The 14,457-nt window shown below is 73.7% G+C and carries 12 protein-coding genes and 2 pseudogenes; 7 read left to right on the forward strand and 7 right to left on the reverse strand.

The genetic code is table 11. The features are described from left to right. Positions 1–910 (forward strand): beta-galactosidase trimerization domain-containing protein (locus tag AB0J67_RS22085; RefSeq protein WP_363485289.1); only part of this gene is annotated, 910 nt, incomplete at its 5' end. A 106-nt stretch (positions 911–1,016) separates the two neighbouring features. Here AB0J67_RS22085 and AB0J67_RS22090 read toward each other — a convergent pair. The 4 genes and pseudogenes from AB0J67_RS22090 to hisN all read right to left on the reverse strand — a co-directional run bounded on the left by AB0J67_RS22090 (position 1,017) and on the right by hisN (position 6,072). Then, the gene (locus tag AB0J67_RS22090) at positions 1,017–1,820 is read right to left on the reverse strand and encodes a hypothetical protein (protein WP_363485290.1); all 804 of its coding nucleotides are present in this window, start codon (positions 1,818–1,820) and stop codon (positions 1,017–1,019) included. A gap of 419 nt (positions 1,821–2,239) precedes the next feature. Further along, a complete protein-coding gene (locus AB0J67_RS22095) occupies positions 2,240–3,649 on the reverse strand; it encodes a DUF1254 domain-containing protein (protein ID WP_363485291.1) in 1,410 nt (469 codons plus the stop codon). Between the two features lie 719 nt (positions 3,650–4,368). Further along, positions 4,369–5,163, reverse strand: a pseudogene (locus tag AB0J67_RS22100) (hypothetical protein); the annotation flags it as partial. A 105-nt stretch (positions 5,164–5,268) separates the two neighbouring features. Further along, the gene (gene hisN / locus AB0J67_RS22105) at positions 5,269–6,072 is read right to left on the reverse strand and encodes a histidinol-phosphatase (RefSeq protein WP_363485292.1); all 804 of its coding nucleotides are present in this window, start codon (positions 6,070–6,072) and stop codon (positions 5,269–5,271) included. Positions 6,073–6,175: 103 nt separating this feature from the next. On the opposite strand from hisN, the gene AB0J67_RS22110 reads away from it, so the two are divergent. Further along, complete coding sequence (locus AB0J67_RS22110) at positions 6,176–6,454, forward strand: DUF2087 domain-containing protein (protein ID WP_363485293.1); 279 nt, start codon at positions 6,176–6,178, stop codon at positions 6,452–6,454. An 18-nt stretch (positions 6,455–6,472) separates the two neighbouring features. Here the strand turns inward: AB0J67_RS22110 and rsgA are convergent, their stop codons facing one another. Next, the gene (rsgA, locus tag AB0J67_RS22115) at positions 6,473–7,513 is read right to left on the reverse strand and encodes a ribosome small subunit-dependent GTPase A (RefSeq protein ID WP_363485294.1); all 1,041 of its coding nucleotides are present in this window, start codon (positions 7,511–7,513) and stop codon (positions 6,473–6,475) included. A gap of 10 nt (positions 7,514–7,523) precedes the next feature. After that, positions 7,524–8,819, reverse strand: coding sequence for a 3-phosphoshikimate 1-carboxyvinyltransferase (gene aroA / locus AB0J67_RS22120; protein WP_363485299.1), 1,296 nt, complete (start codon positions 8,817–8,819; stop codon positions 7,524–7,526). A gap of 98 nt (positions 8,820–8,917) precedes the next feature. Between aroA and AB0J67_RS22125 the strand changes: the two genes are divergently transcribed. The 5 genes and pseudogenes from AB0J67_RS22125 (at position 8,918) to rsrA (ending at position 12,317) form a co-directional block, all read left to right on the forward strand. Beyond that, the gene (locus AB0J67_RS22125) at positions 8,918–9,604 is read left to right on the forward strand and encodes an SOS response-associated peptidase (protein WP_363485295.1); all 687 of its coding nucleotides are present in this window, start codon (positions 8,918–8,920) and stop codon (positions 9,602–9,604) included. Between the two features lie 177 nt (positions 9,605–9,781). Beyond that, positions 9,782–10,087: pseudogene (locus AB0J67_RS22130) on the forward strand (WhiB family transcriptional regulator); the annotation flags it as partial. A 241-nt stretch (positions 10,088–10,328) separates the two neighbouring features. Next, a complete protein-coding gene (locus tag AB0J67_RS22135) occupies positions 10,329–11,012 on the forward strand; it encodes an alpha/beta family hydrolase (protein WP_363485296.1) in 684 nt (227 codons plus the stop codon). A 247-nt stretch (positions 11,013–11,259) separates the two neighbouring features. Next, complete coding sequence (locus AB0J67_RS22140) at positions 11,260–12,045, forward strand: sigma-70 family RNA polymerase sigma factor (RefSeq protein WP_363485297.1); 786 nt, start codon at positions 11,260–11,262, stop codon at positions 12,043–12,045. Beyond that, a complete protein-coding gene (gene rsrA / locus AB0J67_RS22145; protein ID WP_363485298.1) occupies positions 12,042–12,317 on the forward strand; it encodes a mycothiol system anti-sigma-R factor in 276 nt (91 codons plus the stop codon). Before AB0J67_RS22140 ends, rsrA begins: the two co-directional genes overlap by 4 nt. 134 nt (positions 12,318–12,451) lie before the next feature. Here the strand turns inward: rsrA and AB0J67_RS22150 are convergent, their stop codons facing one another. Then, positions 12,452–14,200: a hypothetical protein gene (locus tag AB0J67_RS22150; RefSeq protein WP_363485300.1), complete on the reverse strand. Its 1,749-nt coding sequence runs from the start codon at positions 14,198–14,200 to the stop codon at positions 12,452–12,454. Positions 14,201–14,457: the final 257 nt, after the last annotated feature.

A 14,457-nucleotide genomic window follows, 5' to 3' on the forward strand; every position in this document is an offset into this window, starting at 1 on the left:
CGACGACCACGCGCCGCTCGACGACCACGCGCCGCTCGACGACCACGCGCCGCTCGACGACCACGCGCCGCTCGACGACCACGCGCCGCTCGACGGCCCGGCGACGTCGGGCGATGCTGCGTTAAGAAGGTGCCCTTCCTCTACGGATAGCGTTAAGAAGGTGCCCTTCCTTTCGTCGGGGCGGGTGGCGGTGTGGTTCGACGAGGTGTGCGGGTGGGCGCTGGGGGCGTCGCACCTGCCTGCGCCCGTGGACTATCAGGGTCTCGTGCAGGGGTGGCATCGGGCGCTGTGGCGGCGGGGGTACGCCGTGGACGTGGTGCCGCCCGGTGCGGTGTTGAGCGGGTATGCGCTGGTGGTGGTGCCTGCGGCGTACCTGCTGACGGATGCGTCGGCGCGGCGGTTGACGGAATACGTGCGCGACGGTGGGCACCTGGTGGTGACGTACCTGTCCGGGATCGTGGACGAGCACGCGCGGGTGCGCACCGGCGGGTATCCGGGTGCGCTGCGCGAGCTGCTCGGGGTGCGGGTGGAGGAGTTCGACCCGCGGCCCGCGGGGCAGTCGGTGCGCCTGGACAACGGCGACACGGTGACGGGGTGGGCCGAGGAGCTCACCGCGCCCGGCGCGCGCGTGCTCGCCGCGTACCCGGACGGACGCCCGGCCGTGACGCGGCGCGAGCACGGGGCGGGCGTCGCGTACTACGTCTCCTGCGGACTCGACGACGTCGCGACCGCCCGGTTCCTCGGCGAGGCCTGCGCGGCGGCGGCCGTCGAACCAGTCGTGCCGGACCTGCCCGACGGCGTCGAGGCGGTACGCGGTGCGGCCGGCCTGTGGCTGTTCAACCACACGGAGCGGCCGCACGAGGTGGGCGGCCGTCTCCTCGCTCCGGGCGCGAGCGAACTCGTCGGCTGAATCTTGTGCACTTCGTGTCGCCGGAGCAGCAGGAGGTGCACAAGATCTGTCTGCCTTCACGTGTCTGGTGAAGCTGAGGTGTCCGGCGCAGGTGCCGACGGACCCGCTACCCGGCCTGGGCTTCGCGCATCGCGCCAGGTGGTGACGATGAGTCGCGAGCGGAGGCTCCGGGCAGCGTCGCGACAGCCGCGGAGAGCCGGCTGGTGAAGTCATCGACCTGTGCCCTGTCGTAGCCGTGTACCGCGGAGGGGTGCGGTGGCAACAGCAGCTGCGCGATCTCCCGACGCTCGGACCAGGCGGTGCTCCCCAGCGCGGACCGGCCCCGGTTGATGATGCCGTCCACGTGTGCCTGGTCGTAGCCACGGGGGACCACCGCGAATCGGGGAGCCGTGAAGGCGGCTCGCAGGCGGGCTCGGTCGTCGACGAAACGCGTGCCGCCGGCTCGGGCCAGCGCCGCGGCGATCTCGTCCGCCGTCTCCTTCACGTCGCCGAGGTCGAGCAGCCTGCGGCACGGGCGGCCGTCGACGGGGCTGCGCGCGTGCACGAGTGTCCGGTCGAGGCGGACGCCCGCCGCCGCAACGACCAGCAGCCGAGCGCTCGGACTCCGGTTCCCGCCGGCCGTGAAGTCGGGCGGCGGCTGGTCCAGGATCACCGTGTCGATCTCCGGCCAGGCCAGACTGCGCTGGACTCCACCGAGTCGCAGCGTCAGGCCGTCGTCGCCGATCCGGAACCGGAACCGGCCCGGGCGCACGAAGCCCACGGCCAGGACCAGCAGCAAACCGACGGTCGCCAGCCGGACCAGGCGTTCGGTCGTCGTCGCCGTGTCGGACAGCGCCCGGGCGAACATGGAGACGCTCAAGCAGAGCGCGCCCGCCACCAGGGCCCACCTTCTTCGCCTGCGCAGTTCCATGGCCCGCTCCCGCTCGATCGGCTTCGCCGCGACGCAGGTTAGCCGAGACGAGGTGTGCGGGTGGGCCCTGGTGGCGAGCGCCCGCAGGAGGTCGTCGGCCGCCTGCTCGCCCCCGGCGCGAGTGACCCCGGCGTCTGAAACTTGTGCACTTCGTGTCGCCCGAGCAGCACGAAGTGCACAAGATCGGAGCGGCTCCGTGCCGTTGTCGTGGATCGACCGAGCGGGAGCCGCAGCGGCTACTCGGGCCGCAGGTCGCCGGGCAGGACGGCGAGTTCGGCGGAGAGCGCGGCGAAGTACGCGTCGACCTGCTCGCGGTAGTAGCCGCGCAGCGCGATCGGGTGGTGGCCGCGCAGTTCCAGGACGAGCCGCGTGCGGTCGATGAGATTTTCGCGGGCCAGTGCCTCGCGTGCGCCGCAAACTCAGCCGGTGCGCTGGATCTCGCCGGGGCGCCAGGTCTGGTCGTACCAGGGCGGCAGCGGGCCGTGCAGGCGCAGGACGGTGAACCAGTGCCGGCCGGGCACGGTCTCGATCCAGGAGGACTCGCGTCCGGGCGGGGCGGTCGGGCCGAAGTACACGTCGGTGCTGCCGTCGTCGTTGGCGGGCACGGGGCCGGACCGGCTGCTCACGCTCGGGTACGGCTGGTCGGTGGCGAGCAGCGAGCGGGTCTGGCAGTCGTACGCGGTGACCGACCAGGACGTCTTCGCGGGCACCCGGCGGGGCAGGCGCAGCGCGTACGAGCGCCCGCCGTCGAGCCACTCGCCGGTCGCGTCCTCGGCGGTGTACGCGTACACCGAACCGGTCCCGACCCGCGGGTCGGCCATGGCCGGGGTGACCACGGTGGCCAGGTAGTGGAAGGCCGCGCGGGCGTCGAGCAGGCGCGCGCCCTCCTGCAGGAACTCGTGGTCGCCACCGATGAAGAGGCGTTTCCAGGACGAGCCGGGGTAGTAGTACGCCTCGGCGGCGCGGGGCCGGAACACCAGCGCGCGGGCCATGCCCGCGGCCAGCGGCGCCGCCTTGCCGAGGATGGCGCGCATCCGGTCGTCGGGGGCGAAGACGTCACCCTTGACGATGCCGACGGCGGCCAGCACGCCGCGCCGCTCGGGGTCGAGCGAGTCCAGCGGCTCCTCCTGCACCACCGTGTCGACCTCCTCGTAGAAGGTCGCGTCGTTGGCGTGCACCGTGTTGTGCGGCCGCTCGCCGATGTCGACGAACTCGTTCGGCGGCGGGTACGCGGTCTGGTCCAGCGGGTGGATGCGGATGCCGCGCAGCGACTCCACGCCGTCGAGGGCGCGGAACACGGCCCGGTTGGTGTAGGTCGGGCTGCGGAAGACGTAGTAGCCGTCTGGGAACTCGCCCTCGTGGTCGGGCGGCAGGAACAGGTACTTGCCGCCCCGGCCCTGGTCCGGACCGGCCAGGCCCAGGTCCGTGACGTGCCGGGACCAGAAGTCGTCGACCACGCACACCGAGTTCGGCGGCGCCTGCACGACGGTCGGCCCGTCGGTGTTGAGGTCGAGGAAGGTGTGGGCGTACGCCGTGTCGGTGTCGGGCGTCAGGTAGATGCTGCGCGCGTCGGCCCGGGGGCCGGTGATCGCGATCTGGCGGGCCGAGGTGACGCCGATGTTGCGCAGCCCCGCCCGCATCGCGGCCAGGGACGCGCCCGGCATCGCGACCAGGAACGCCTCGACTGCCCGCATCAGGTCGAGCGCGTCGTAGAGGCCGCCGACGCTGTCCGGCGCGGGCAGGCCGTCGGCGAACGCGAACCGCCCGAGGGGGGTGTTCAGCTGCTCCGGCATGCTGAGCGCCGCCAGGGTCTCCTTCGGGATGGACATCCCTCACCTCCGTGCCCCGATGCCCGCGCCTTATCGCACGGTATGCGCAGACGGAGAGGCGTGTCCGGCGATCGGACGACTCGGCGGGCGGTGGCGCGGTGGGGCGTGGCGCGGTGGCCGGGCTACTCGGCGACGGCCCGCATCGGCCGGCGGGCCGGTGCCGGGACGTGACCGCCGGCCGGCTGGCCGTGGCCGTGCCCGTTGCCCGGCGCCTGCCCGTGCCCGTGCCCTGGCAGCGGAGGGTGCAGCGCACCGTGCCCGCTGCCCGCACCGTGCCCACTGCCCGGTCCGTGCTCGCCCTGCCCGTGTCCGTGCCCGTTGATGCCCTGGCCGTGTCCTGAGCCGTGCCCGTTGGCGGGGCCGTGTCCGTGGGCGCCGTGGCCGTTGGCGGGGCCGTGTCCGTGGGCGCCGTGGCCGTTGGCGGGGCCGTGTCCGTGTCCGTTGGTGCCGTGGCCGTTGGTGGCCGGGTGGCCGGGCGCCGGGTGGAAGGAGGTGGTGGCGACGGGCACCATCACGGGGACGTAGCCGCCCTGGGTCGGCTCCGGCTCGGCGGGCGCGGGGACGGCCGGGGCGGGGACGGCGGACACCGCGTCGGTGCGCGGGCCGGGCTGCGACGCGCCGGGCACCTGGAACACGCCGCGGGCCGGATGATCGGGCAGGCCGGGCACGGAGACGGAGGTGAACCGCACCGGCAGCGGCACCGGCTCGGCGACGAGATCGTGCTGCGGCTCGGCGTACCGGGTGAGGGCGATGACGGCGCCCAGCGTCACCACGAAGCCGAGCGCGGCGACCCACACCATGCCGGGGCGGATCTGGTCGCCCAGCAGCAGCATGCCGATCGCGGCGGCGGGCGCCGCACCGGCGGCGTCCATGGCGGCCACCGCGGCGTTGGTCGAGCCGCGCTGCATGGCCAGCCCCAGCAGCAGCTGGCCGGTGAGCGAGTGGGCGATGACGAGGTAGAGCAGCGGGTTGAGGCCGAACTCGACGATGGTCTGCGCCGAGGCCAGCGGGCGGGCCGCGATCGCGGCCGAGGCGAAGCAGAGCCCCGCGAGCGAGCCGAGCACCACCGAGCCGAGCACGCCCTGCACCCGCCCGGCGAACGTGCTCACCCCCGCGATCGCCACCAGCGCGACGACCAGCGAGATGATGCCCTTGCTGTCCAGCGGCTCGGCGTGGCCCGGCTTGGCCGACGCGGCGAGCATGCCGATGCCCGCCACGACCGCGGTGAGCAGCAGGATCTCCGCCGGTGGCAGCTTCCACTTGAGCAGCACGACCCCGGCGACGGCGGTGACGCACAGGCCCGCGGTCACCGCCGACTGGACCAGGAACAGCGGCAGATCACGCCGCGCGCCCAGCGCCAGCACGAAACCGAGGATCTGGCAGCCGAGGCCGAGCAGGTAAGTCCGGTTGCCGAACAGGCGCAGCAGCAGCCCCGGATCGAGGGTTTCGGTCGTCGCTGTGCGTGTCGCCGCGACGGACTGCAGCAGGTTGGCGATGCCGTATGCGGCGATCATCGCCGCCAGGAACCACCAGCCAGAGGACACCACCCACGCAGCTTAGACCCTTAGGGGTCGGCAGCGCCCTACCCGGCGGCCACTTAACCGAGTGAATGATGCTGACTACAGAGCGCGAAGACCGGCCGGGCTCAAGCGCTCCAGCACGTCGTCGTGCAGCTGCCCGTTGGTGGCCACCGCGGAGCCGCCGCCGGCGCCCGGCCGCCCGGACAGGTCGGTGAAGTTGCCGCCCGCCTCGGTCACGATCGGGATCAGCGCGGCCATGTCCCACAGCATCAGCTCGGGCTCGATCATGATGTCCAGCGCGCCCTCGGCCAGCAGCATGTAGCCGTAGAAGTCGCCGTACGCCCGGCTGCGCCAGGTCTTGCGCATCAGGTCCAGCACCGAGGCCAGCCGGCCGGTCTGCTCCCAGCCGTCCAGGGAGGAGTAGCAGAAGCTCGCGTCGGCCAGCCGGCGCACGCCGGAGACCCGGATCGGCTGCGCCGCGGCCTGGTGGCGGCCCGCGAACGCGCCCAGGCCGCGCGCGGCCCACCAGCGCCGTCCCAGCGCGGGTGCCGAGACCATGCCGACGACCGGCTCGTCCCCCTCCATCAGCGCGATGAGGGTGCCCCAGATCGGCACGCCGCGGATGAAGTTCTTGGTGCCGTCGATCGGGTCGATGACCCACTGCCGGCTGCCGCTGGCACCGGTCACCCCGAACTCCTCGCCCAGCACGCCGTCCCGCGACCGGGTGCGGGCCAGCGTCGAGCGCAGCGCCTTCTCCACCGCGGTGTCCGCGTCCGAGACCGGGGTGAGGTCGGGCTTGCTCTCCACGTACAGATCCAGCGCCTTGAAGCGGGACATGGAGATGGAGTCGGCGGTGTCCGCCAGGACGTGGGCAAGCCCAAGGTCATCGGAGTAGCGGGCCATGGCGAGAACTTATCGGATCTCCGCACCTCGCCGGTACCGGGTCGGTGGACCCGCCGTAAATGAGAACGCGTGGACCGCCGCCCGGGGGGTAACTTCGGTGACCATGGGCGCGGACTCTGAGAAGGTGCTCCGGACGTTTCTCGACGAGCACGGCCGGCTGACGGCGATACCCGCCAAGGCGAGCAAGCGGCGGGTGCTGCTGGAGCACATCGTGGCGGCGTTCGAGCCCGGCGTGCGGATGACCGAGCGCGAGGTCGACGCGGTGCTGCGGGCCTTCTACGAGCCGGACTGGGTGTCGCTGCGGCGCTACCTGATCGACACCGGCCTGATGGCCCGCGCCGACGGCGTCTACTGGCGCACCGGCGGCTACGTCGAGGTCTGAGCCCGGCCGGGGCGGCGGTCAGCCCGCTGCGGGCTGGCCCGGCTGCTCGGTGTCGCCCGCGCGGGAGGCCAGCAGGCGGCGGTACGACGCCAGCCGGCGCACGTCCGCCCGCCCCTGCGCCACCCACGCGTCCAGGGCGCACTCGCCGCCGGTGTGCTCGCAGTTGGGCGGGCAGTCCACGGTCCCCTCGACGAGGTCGCCGAAGCCGTGCAGCAGGTCGTCGGAGGAGACCAGGGCCAGGCCGAAGCTGCGTACGCCGGGCGTGTCGATGATCCAGGACTCGCGCTTGTCCGGCAGCCGCAGCGCCACGGCGCTGGTCGAGGTGTGCCGGCCCTTGCCGATCGCGCTGACCACGCCCACCGCTCGCCCGGCGTCCGGGATCAGCCGGTTGACCAGCGTCGACTTGCCCACGCCGGAGTGCCCGACGAGCACCGACCGCCGCCCGGACAGGCGCTCGCGCAGCTCGCCGAGGTCGCCGTCGGGGCGCGTGAGCACGTGGTCGAGGTCGAGCTCGGTGTAGTAGCTGAGCACCTGCTCGGGGCCGGCCAGGTCGGCCTTGGTCAGGCACAGCAGCGGTTCGATGTCGGCGGCGTACGCGGCGACCAGGCAGCGGTCGATGAAGCCCTCGCGCGGCGGCGGGTCGGCGAGCGCGCTCACGATGACCAGCTGGTCGGCGTTGGCCACCACCACCCGCTCGATGCGGCCCTCGGCGGTGGTGTCGTCGTCGTCGGCGGTGCGCCGCAGCACCGACCGGCGCTCGGCGATCCGTACGATCCGGGCCAGGCTGCCGGCGTCGCCGGTGACGTCGCCGACCAGGCCGACCTCGTCGCCCACCACCACCGACTTGCGGCCCAGCTCGCGGGCGCGCATCGCGGTGACCTCGAACGTCTTGCGGCCCTCGGTCACCACGCAGGTGTACCGGCCGCGGTCGACGGCGACCACGAACCCGGTCACCGCGTCGTCGTGCTTGGGCCGGGTCCGGGTGCGGGGTCGCGAGCGCGACGACTTGGTGGCCCGCACCCGCACGTCGTCCTCGTCGTACTCCCGCTTCTTCTTCATGGCTGCACCCTCATCTTCCGGCGACCACCGCGCTCCATAGTGCCGGGAACTCGGGCAGCGTCTTGGAGGTACACGCCACGTCGGTGAGCTGGACGCCGGGCACCCGCAGGCCGATGACGGCGGCGGCGTGCGCCATCCGGTGGTCGTCGTACGTCTCGAAGACCGTGCCGGTCAGCGGGCCGGGCGTGACGGTCAGGCCGTCGGGGGTCTCCTCGACCCGCGCGCCGAGCGCGGTGAGCTCCCGGGCCAGCGCCGCCAGCCGGTCGGTCTCGTGGGTGCGGATGTGGCCGACGCCGCGCAGCGTGGACGGCCCCTCGGCCAGCGCGGCCAGCGCCGCCACGACCGGGGTCAGCTCGCCCACTTCGGACAGGTCCGCGTCGATCCCGCGGATGACCCCGGTGCCGGTGACGGTGAGGCCGTGCTCGGACAGGGTGACCGCGCCGCCGAGCGCGCCGAGCAGCTCGCGGACCCTGCCCACCGGCTGCACGCTGCTGCGCGGCCAGCCGGTCAGGGTGACGCTGCCGCCGGTGACCAGGGCCGCGGCGAAGAACGGCGCCGCGCCGGACAGGTCAGGCTCGATCTGCCAGGCCCGCCCGGACAGCCGGCCAGGCGCGACGTGCCAGACGTCGCGCTGGCTGTCGTCGACGGCCGCACCGGCCGCGCGCAGCATCTGCACGGTCATCCGCAGGTGCGGCGCGCTGGGCACCGGGTTCGGGCCGACGTGGCGGACCGTGATGCCCTCGTCGAAGTCGGCGGCGGCCAGCAGCAGGCCGGAGATGAGCTGGCTGGACAGCGAGGCGTCGACGGCGACCTCGCCGCCGCGCAGCCGGCCCTTGCCGTGCACGGTCAGCGGCATGCCGTCGATGCTGGAGGCCTCGATCTGGGCGCCCAGCTCGCGTAGCGCGCGCAGCAGCGGGCCGAGCGGGCGCTGCCGGGCGCGCGGGTCGCCGTCGAAGGTGACCCGGCCGTTGGCCAGCGCGGCGACCGGGGGCAGGAAGCGCATGACGGTGCCGGCCAGCCCGACGTCGATGTGCGCGGGTCCGGCCAGCGGCCGGGGCCGCACCTCCCAGCGCTCGTCATCCGAGGTGGACACGTGCGAGCCGAGCGCGCGCAGCCCGGCGGCCATCAGCTCGGTGTCGCGGGCGCGCAACGGGGCCAGCAGCGTCGACGGCCCCAGCCCGAGCGCGGAGAGCACCAGTGCCCGCGCGGTGATGGACTTCGAACCGGGCAGGCGGACGACGGCGTCCACGGCATCGACGGCGGTAGGCGCGGTCCACGGCACCAGTGCTCTGCTCACGCCCCACAGTCTGCCTGATGGACGCTGGTGGGGAGTCGTCGGTGGTCCGCTGTCCCGGCGGACCGCCGGGACGAGCCGTCAGCGCCAGGTGGCGTAAGGTGACCGGCATGTGTGGGCGGTACGCGACGACTCGTACGGCGACGGATCTCTCCCAGATCTTCGCGGCGCAGGACGAGACGGACGAGTCGCTGGCGCCCGACTACAACCTGGCGCCCACCGATCCCGCCCCGATCGTGCGCGTCTCGGGATCGAGCGGCGGCCGGGTGCTCAGCGTGGCCCGCTGGGGCCTGGTGCCGCCGTGGGCCGACGACCCGCGCACCGGGCTCAAGATGATCAACGCGCGGGCCGAGACGCTGGCCACGTCGCGGGTCTTCGGGCCGTCGTTCACGGGCAAGCGCTGCATCGTGCCGGCCGACGGCTGGTACGAGTGGGTCCGCACCGAGACCGGCAAGCAGGCGTTCTACATGACCGACCCGGCCGCGGGCGGCGGGCTGGCCTTCGCGGGCCTGTGGACCGCCTCGAAGTTCGGCCTGAGCTGCACCATCGTCACCACGGCGGCGCTGGGTGAGCTGGCCCGGGTGCACGACCGCATGCCGCTGCTGCTGGCGCCGGAGCAGTGGGAGCAGTGGCTACACGCCCCGGCCGACCCGGCGCTGCTGGCCCCGCCGGGCCAGGCGTACCTGTCCCGGCTGGAGATCCGTCCGGTGGGCGCCGCCGTGGGCAACGTACGTAATGACGGTCCTGAATTGACCGCACGCGTGGCCGCACCGGGCGTCCAGGATGGCCTGTTCTGATTTTGCGCGGTTACGTGGCATTTTGTGCCACAAGTTTTGCGGTAAACCCTTGTCTGAACCTCGTAAGGTGCGGTAAGACACAGCGTCGGTGGTAAGCGGTCATGCCGCGCGTCACCGTCTGTCTGAGCCGGATCCTCCCGCTGGCCGGGGGGACCGACCCACGGGGGAGGTGGGTGGATGACCCGGGCGCGGATTCCACGCCCGCACGAAGTCGCCGCTGCTCGCAGAGACCCGCGTTTGGTGCGGGCCGTGCGGGAGCGTCACGACAATGCCTGGCGCACCAGGGGTGCCTGCCAGGCCGTCGATCCGGAGACCTTTTTCCCCGCACCGCTGGAGCCCGCTGACGCGGCCGTCCAGCTGTGCGGGCGGTGTCCGGTGTCGGGGGCCTGTCTGGCCTGGGCGCTGAGCGTCGGCGACTGCCACGGCGTATGGGGCGGCACGACCGCACGAGAGCGGCGGGCCATGCTGGTCGCCTGGCGGACCGAGGAACAGCAGGAGGAACTGCCGTACGCGGCCTACGGGCCGCAGACCGACCTGGTGGTCTCGGCCGGTGAGCTGCGTCCGCCGCAGCGATCCGCGGTCGGGGCGACCCGGCAGGTGCCGCGCATCCCGGTGCAGCGCACCGGGCTGTCCCTGTGCACGCTGGGCGAGGCGGAGCGCGACTCCGTACTGCACGGCGTGCCGCTACTGGTCAGGGAGCCCGTTCACGCCGCATGATCGCCTCATGCGAGGCGGTTCCCGAGCGGTGGAGACCGGGCGCGGCCCGGCACGAGTGGAAGTCACCCTGCCCGGCGACGAAGCCGGGCGAGCCGACGACCGAGCGCAGCGGCGGTCCGGGGCGGGCGCGACGCGTCCGGCCCCGGCCGCGCTGCTCGTGCTCGGGCACGGTGCCGGCGGTGACGTGGACGCACCGGATCTCACCGCGGTGCGCGACGCCGCGCTCCGGGCCGGGGTGGCGGTCGCGCTGGTCACCCAGCCTTACCGGGTGGCCGGGCGGCGCGCGCCGGCTCCCGCGGGCCACCTCGACGAGGCCTGGAGGGACGTGCTCGCGGTGCTCACCGCGCAGGTGCCGGGCGTGCCGCTGATCGTCGGCGGCCGGTCCAGCGGCGCGCGGGTGGCGTGCCGCACCGCCGCGGCGGTCGGCGCGTCGGGCGTCGTGGCGCTGGCGTTCCCACTGCACCCGCCCGGTAAGCCGGAGCGCAGCCGGGCGGACGAGCTGCGCACCGGGCTGCCCACGCTGGTGCTCAACGGCGACCGCGATCCCTTCGGCGTGCCCGCGGCCACGCCGGGCGTCGAGATCGTGGTCCTTGCCGGAGCGCGGCACGACCTGCGCGGCGCGCTCGACGCGGTCGGCCGTGCGGTGGTCGCCTGGCTGAGCGATCGCGGCTGGGCGGACAAGCCCGAGTGATCGGCCGCCCGCCGATGCGGAGTCCCTGGCTGCCACGTGAACGGCGCCGCTCCCGCAGGTCCGCGCCGCGGGTGCGGGCGGTCCCGGTGGTGACGGTGGTCACCGCGGTGGGCGTGTCGCGGAATGAGACCGCCGCCGTGCGGTGTTGCACCCCGCGGATGGGCCGATCGGTATCGGCCCGGGCGAGAGGTGGTCGATGGTGCGCACAGGTACGCGCTGGGTGACACGGCCGAGCGACGATCCGGCGGTGCAGACCGTGGAGCGGCTCCTGTCGGCTCCGGAGTGGCCGGCCGCGCTGGACGACGACGCGGCATCCGGCATTACCGCCGTGCCCGCCCCGCGGGTGCACCTGGCATCGGTAGAGTCAGCCTCAGTGCTGCGGCCCGCTCGGAAGGAGCCGCGGCCCGGCAGATCTTCGAGGGTGGTCTCGCGCTTGACCAGCACCGACAGCGTCGAAGAGCGTCGTTCCCGCTTCGAGCGGGACGCGATGCCCTTCCTCGACCAGCTCTACGCGGCCGCACTGCGGATGACGCGCAACCCGGCCGACGCCGAGGACCTGCTGCAGGAGACCTTCCTCAAGGCGTACGCCGCGTTCCACCAGTTCGAGGACGGCACGAACCTCAAGGCGTGGCTCTACCGCATCCTCACCAACACCTTCATCAACTCGTATCGCAAGAGGCAACGGCAGCCCATCCAGGCGCCGACGGACGAGATCACCGACTGGCAGCTGGCCGAGGCGGAGTCGCACACCTCCACCGGCCTGCGCTCGGCCGAGACCGAGGCGCTGGACCGGCTGCCCGACAGCGACGTCAAGGACGCGCTGCAGTCGTTGCCGGAGGAGTTCCGGTTGGCGGTCTACCTCGCCGACGTGGAAGGCTTCTCCTACAAGGAGATCGCAGACATCATGAACACGCCCATCGGCACCGTGATGTCCAGGCTGCACCGTGGCCGTCGCAACCTGCGCAAGCTCCTCGAGGGCTATGCCGCGGAGCGCGGTTTCTCGGGCCAGACCAGCGCTCGGGAGGCGTCATGAGCGAACACGAGGACGGCGACTGCCGCGAGGTTCTCACCGAGGTCTACCTCTATCTCGACCTCGAGTGTTCCGACGACCGGCGCGCCCTGATCAAGCATCACCTCGACGAGTGCTCGCCGTGCCTGCGGGAGTTCGGCATCGAGCAGGAGGTCAAGGCGCTGGTGAACCGGTGCTGCGGCCAGGAGCAGGCGCCCGCGGAGCTGAAGGACCGGCTCCGGGCCAAGCTCTCCGAGCTGGTGGTCGAGGTCGACGCCACCCGCGAGCTGGGCTGAGCCGCCCGGGATTCCCGCCTTCCGTGAAGATCGCTGTTCGGTGTCGAAGAGTGCGGTTTCACCGCGGTTCGTGACACGGATCAGCGATCTTCGCCGTTTCGCGCCTGGCGCGGCGCGGCACTGCGGGGTCGGCGTCAGCGGAGGCGGAAGACCTCGCCGCGCGGGGTGAACGGCAGCCGGCCGCGCTCGGGCATCAGGTACGCGTGCTCGCGGCGCACCCGCAGCACGTCACAGTCCCCGTCCGTGATGATCAGGATCGGCCCGTCCGCGGGGAAGTCCGCGGCCCGTTCCAGCAGCCGGATGCCCGGCTGCAGCTCGGTGCCGCCGCGGCCGCGCACCTTCACCCGCCCGGCGATCTCCTCGACCGGCAGGTAGCCCGCGTCGTAGGCGGCCGCGTCGCAGAACACCACCCGCGCCGCGGGCACGTCGCGGGCCAGCGCGTACGCCGCGATCGCGCCCAGCGCCCGGCCCATCAGCTCGTGGTTCATCGACCCGGAGGTGTCCAGCACGACGCCGAAGGTGCGCTGCCGCTCGACCAGCTCCGGACGGACCCGGCCCGGCCGCGGGATGTCCGGCGTCGCGGCCTGCCGGCGCGAGGCGCGCGCGTACGACCGGGTCGGCTCCAGCGGCGTGAAGTACCGGTCGAACCACTGCGCGAGCTGCACGTCCCAGGGCGGGGGCGGGTTGTCCAGCACCCGGATCTCGGCGACCAGCCCGGCGGGCAGATAGCCCCGGCCGTGCTGCTCGTGGTATGCCAGCCCGTTGACCAGCGCGCGGCGGCAGAAGTCGTCGACGTCGCCCGCGCGCCGGGCCTCCTCCGCGCCGCCCGCGGGCCGGTCCAGCATGTCGCCCAGCCCGCGCCCGCGCAGCGTGCCCAGCTTGCGGTAGCGGCGCAGGTTGGCGGCGATCAGGTCGTACACCTCCTCGCTGGAGTGGTCCTTGAGCGCCGGGTCGTAGAGCACGTCCTCGGGCATCTCGCCGACGCCCAGCTGCACCAGCCAGCCGTTGATCACGTAGTCGGTGGCGACGTTCCACAGGTATGGGTCGCGCGCGCCGACCCGCTGCCCGTGGCGCAGGGCGGCGTGCAGCATCTCGTGCGCCAGCACGAACCGGCACTGCGCCTCCGGCAGCCCGCGCAGCGGGTTCACGTAGATCTCGCCCGCCGTGGCGTCCACCGCCGCGACCGAGATCTGCCAGGCGCGCGCCAGGTCCGCGTCGGCCACGATGCGAAAGCCCGCGGCCAGCGCCCCCAGCAGCGGGTACGACGACACGAACCAGCGCCGGGCCTGCTCCCACGGGCTGTTCGGGTCGATCTCGCCGTCGTCGCGCGGGCGGGCCTGCCCCGCGTCCTCCACCGCGGCGGTCGCGGCGGCGGCCAGCCCGATCGCGAACAGCTCCGGCCAGGTCAGCGTCGGGGCGCCGGGGGCCGGCCGCATCCGCCGGGGCAGGCCGGTGTCCTCGGGGTCGGCGAAGTCCTGGTCGCCCAGCGTGCCGCCGCAGCCCAGCGCGGCGTACTCGGCCGGCACGCCGGTGTCGCGCCACAGGTCGGCCAGCCGGTCCTCGTCGGTGCCGGGCAGGTCGGCGGGCACGTGGCAGGGCGGCGTGCCCAGCCGCAGCTGCTGCTGGAACCGGGCCACCACCAGGCACGCCGCCGCCTGGGCCGGATGATCGGTGCGCCGCCCCGGCTCCAGGTGCCCGAAGCCGAGGTGCAGCACGCAGTGGGTGAGGATCCAGATCCACTCGTCGAGCTCGGCGGGGGCGTTCCGGTTGACCGTGATCCGGCCGTCGCGGCGCACCCGCGCCCAGCCGCGCGCCCGGCCCAGCTCGGGGTGCTCGGCCCAGTCGGTCGACAGCCAGCGGTCGCCGTACGGCGAGTCACGCATGGCGGTGAACATCCGCTCGCCGAAGACCGCCTGCGCGGCGGCGTCGAAGGCCTCCTTGCGCGGGTCCTTGCGCGGCGCGCCCCGGCGGCTCACGCCCGGCCGCCGACGCCGCGCACGGCACCGGCGCCCGCGCCACCACACGGCGCGGGCGCGGGACGGACGCTCGTTGCCGACCAACGCGCTGCCCGCCCAGCCCGGCGGCCAGGTGTACGAGGGCACCATCGACGACGACCGCCGGCCCTGATCTCCCGAGCCGG

It is taken from the genome of Catellatospora sp. NPDC049609 (assembly GCF_040675365.1).
In the GTDB taxonomy this organism is placed as follows: Bacteria; Actinomycetota; Actinomycetes; order Mycobacteriales; family Micromonosporaceae; genus Catellatospora.

What these genes read in the sequence shown, in the direction of transcription:
- AB0J67_RS22090 (WP_363485290.1), bottom strand. Translation starts at nt 1,820, where the DNA reads ATGGAACTGCGCAGGCGAAGAAGGTGGGCCCTGGTGGCGGGCGCGCTC.
- AB0J67_RS22095 (WP_363485291.1), bottom strand. Translation starts at nt 3,649, where the DNA reads ATGTCCATCCCGAAGGAGACCCTGGCGGCGCTCAGCATGCCGGAGCAG.
- hisN (WP_363485292.1), bottom strand. Translation starts at nt 6,072, where the DNA reads ATGGCCCGCTACTCCGATGACCTTGGGCTTGCCCACGTCCTGGCGGAC.
- AB0J67_RS22110 (WP_363485293.1), top strand. Translation starts at nt 6,176, where the DNA reads ATGGGCGCGGACTCTGAGAAGGTGCTCCGGACGTTTCTCGACGAGCAC.
- rsgA (WP_363485294.1), bottom strand. Translation starts at nt 7,513, where the DNA reads ATGAAGAAGAAGCGGGAGTACGACGAGGACGACGTGCGGGTGCGGGCC.
- AB0J67_RS22125 (WP_363485295.1), top strand. Translation starts at nt 8,918, where the DNA reads ATGTGTGGGCGGTACGCGACGACTCGTACGGCGACGGATCTCTCCCAG.
- AB0J67_RS22135 (WP_363485296.1), top strand. Translation starts at nt 10,329, where the DNA reads ATGCGAGGCGGTTCCCGAGCGGTGGAGACCGGGCGCGGCCCGGCACGA.
- rsrA (WP_363485298.1), top strand. Translation starts at nt 12,042, where the DNA reads ATGAGCGAACACGAGGACGGCGACTGCCGCGAGGTTCTCACCGAGGTC.
- AB0J67_RS22150 (WP_363485300.1), bottom strand. Translation starts at nt 14,200, where the DNA reads ATGCGTGACTCGCCGTACGGCGACCGCTGGCTGTCGACCGACTGGGCC.